At 34.8% G+C, this 2,797-nt stretch carries 4 protein-coding genes; all 4 read right to left on the bottom strand.

Translation table 11 applies throughout. The features are described from left to right. Positions 1 to 53: 53 nt before the first annotated feature. The gene (locus tag BN162_RS00140) at positions 54 to 263 is read right to left on the bottom strand and encodes a CPBP family glutamic-type intramembrane protease (protein ID WP_020223020.1); all 210 of its coding nucleotides are present in this window, start codon (positions 261 to 263) and stop codon (positions 54 to 56) included. A gap of 186 nt (positions 264 to 449) precedes the next feature. Continuing rightward, positions 450 to 2,063, bottom strand: a complete 1,614-nt coding sequence (locus BN162_RS00135) for a hypothetical protein (RefSeq protein ID WP_020223019.1) — start codon at positions 2,061 to 2,063, stop codon at positions 450 to 452. After that, on the bottom strand, positions 2,053 to 2,466 hold the full coding sequence (tnpA, locus tag BN162_RS00130) for an IS200/IS605 family transposase (protein WP_020223018.1): 414 nt from the start codon (positions 2,464 to 2,466) through the stop codon (positions 2,053 to 2,055). Before tnpA ends, BN162_RS00135 begins: the two co-directional genes overlap by 11 nt. After that, positions 2,459 to 2,638, bottom strand: coding sequence for a hypothetical protein (locus tag BN162_RS00125; protein WP_020223017.1), 180 nt, complete (start codon positions 2,636 to 2,638; stop codon positions 2,459 to 2,461). The genes tnpA and BN162_RS00125 overlap by 8 nt, the downstream gene beginning before the upstream one ends. Between the last annotated feature and the right edge of the window lie 159 nt (positions 2,639 to 2,797).

Below are 2,797 nucleotides of genomic sequence, written 5' to 3'. Positions count from 1 at the left end.
GGTTACCCGTTTTTCTTTATCTCTGTTTTCTCAGCCATTGGTTGCGGGCATCATTATGAAAATGCCTGGATTAAATTGATGATCATGTTGCCCAATCCATGCAGAAATACCCCCGGCAAAATTGAACCCTGAAATGTTTTTTCAGAAAGCAAGCCCAGCAGCAGGCCGCCAAGCAGAGTTGTCGTAAAAATAATCATTCCGGAAAGCCACGTGACGTTTGAGGCTAACAGGACATGCAGAGTACCGAAACTGACTACTCCCATTGACAAGCCCATGGGGTTCTTACTACCAAGTTTAGCTTATAATCGTACATCATTTTCAGACTTTGGAATACAAGTATAAATCTATTTGAGTAAGAACTTCTATTACCAAGCAGCCCTACGACCACATTAACGGTAAATTTCTATCTTTCGATAAGGAAGGATAGTCAATCTCCCTAAATATTAAGTTTATGCGATTTTAATTCCACTATTTAATACTTTAATCTTATTTACTTTAATCCATTCGATGAAAGTTTTTTCTTTTTCATAATAGTTGTTAAATTCAGAAACACATTTCTTTTTGTCTATGTTTTTTGTTTGATCATCGTAGCAATACAACAAAAATGATGAATACCAGTCTCTTTGTACCCATGTACCATCTGCTAATTTATACATACGGTCAGATAATTTCTTTTTTATATACGCATCTGCCGTATGGTCATACTGACTGGCTCTGTAATGATTAGGTACTTCTATATAGGCACCTCCTGATACCCTGAATTTCTTTTCAATGGAAGTTTGAAAGCCAGAAGGGCATCTATTCTTAATGGACTTACCAAACCGCTTTTTCCTATTCAATTTTCCTTTACTATTAAAGATCGTTTCTTTGGCCCGCTTCATAAGTTTACTCGCATTTTTAGGTTCTGTTATAAATACATCTCCCAAACTCCGTAGATGGTTTGCATCTTCATTGATTGCAAGTTGTCTGTTTATAGCATTGATGCGGCATAATTCAGAATGTCTGTTTTTTATTCTCTTATAGTGATTTGAATATTTCCAGGTTTTATGACCTTCTTTCACAGTACCATTGGTGTTATAGTTCTGTGGATTCGTTGCTCGTCTGCTCCTATCCATAGCGCGATAATACAGCCGTTCCATTCGTTCTGATTTTTGAATACTATTTCCACGCTCGGATAAGTTTTTAAGTCCTACCTCTGTTTGAGAAGTATAGGCAACGGTTTGAGTCCCTATATCAGCACCAATGATTCCTTTACCAAACTTGTGCCGTAAATCACCAAATCTGTCATATTTAGGCTTTGCTTTACCCTCAAGGGTAAGATGTAAATATACTCTGTATTTTCCACGAATCATTTTGGGTACAAGAGTAGCATAGCAAGGTTTATATGTGCTAATGCAATAGGCTTCATCTGCGAGTATTTGTATTGCTTTATTATCAGTCATTTCAGGTTCGTTCAAATAATTTAAAATAGCATTTACTTCATCTGTTTGAAATTTATCTTTAACCTGTATTCCAAAGACATTTCCATTCAATTTGAATTTTAATTTATTGTCTTCAATCATCATCGGAATACCACGATTTATTTGCTTTGCTCTAATACAAGGCAATTCTCCATATTTTGAAAAATGAATTGTTTTGCCATTACCATAAAGGCATTTCTCTATGCCTCGCCATATATCTGCTGCTTTAGTAAGCGCAAATATTGCACCAATGCCGTATTTCTTACCTATCGGTATCATAGATGTTCTACAATAATCCCAGGTAACCTTATATCGTTTTTGCATTTCATTAAGTTGAACCGCAAAGTTTTTACGATGTTTTTTATCCTCGGCAGAACCATATAGTTCGAGCAATTTACGATATTTTTTTGTACGTATTAGTTGACTGTAATTCTTTCTCATAAGACAAATAAGCTCATTACCTGATTTTCTAATTTTATCAGAAAGAGTCAAAACTTTTTGTATATCAGAAGAAGACATATCGGTTTCTGCAGCCAAGATATGTCTGTCAGAAACTTTATGAAACTGTTTCAGAAGTTTTTTAGACTCTTCGTTATTGATCATTTTTCTGCTCCTCAATATACTTCATTACGGTAGCTTCACTGATATGTCCGACACTGGATATAAAATATCCTCTTGACCATAAGACACCGCATCTTGCATAGACTTGTTTTAGTTTTGGATATACTTTAAACAATTCTATGGCACTTATACTTTTAAGAGTTCTAACAACATCACAAGGCGCAACTGTTTGCGGAACATCTGCAAATATATGGATATGGTCAGGCATTACCTCAAGTGCTTTGATTTTATATCCATAATCATCACATATCTTTTCTAATATCTGTTTGAGAGTAGTGTCCACCCTTCCTTGCAATATTGAAAATCTGAATTTTGGACACCAGATAATATGATATTGTATAAGATATTTACAATGCGAAGCACTATGGTATTGTCCCTCACTCATCTTGTTCTCCTAATTGATATTTTTCCTGAATACCTCTACGCATTAAATCAAGAAAAGTAATCGTTTTGCCTTCTTCAACCGAATAGATACGAGCGAGGTTTTCAAGCTCTGTTTTCCATTCCATAGGAATGGATATATTTATTTGTACATTATTTGATTTTGATCGTGCCATTTTAGCTCCTTATTATAATCTTTCAAACATTTGTGAATACTTGCACGCCTTCATTTATATGATACATATATTATATATCTTTTCTATGTTGAAACCAAGTAAAAAAGTGGCTTTCATCCTATAGGCAAGCCTATGGGTTTTCGCCATTGAATTATAACA

Source organism: Holdemania massiliensis AP2, assembly GCF_000327285.1.
Taxonomy (GTDB): domain Bacteria; phylum Bacillota_I; class Bacilli_A; order Erysipelotrichales; family Erysipelotrichaceae; genus Holdemania; species Holdemania massiliensis.
The sequence above is the reverse complement of the archived record's forward strand: the minus strand, read 5'-3'. Positions and strand labels throughout refer to the sequence as shown.

What these genes read in the sequence shown, in the direction of transcription:
- BN162_RS00135 (WP_020223019.1), bottom strand. Translation starts at nt 2,063, where the DNA reads ATGATCAATAACGAAGAGTCTAAAAAACTTCTGAAACAGTTTCATAAA.
- BN162_RS00125 (WP_020223017.1), bottom strand. Translation starts at nt 2,638, where the DNA reads ATGGCACGATCAAAATCAAATAATGTACAAATAAATATATCCATTCCT.
- tnpA (WP_020223018.1), bottom strand. Translation starts at nt 2,466, where the DNA reads ATGAGTGAGGGACAATACCATAGTGCTTCGCATTGTAAATATCTTATA.
- BN162_RS00140 (WP_020223020.1), bottom strand. Translation starts at nt 263, where the DNA reads ATGGGAGTAGTCAGTTTCGGTACTCTGCATGTCCTGTTAGCCTCAAAC.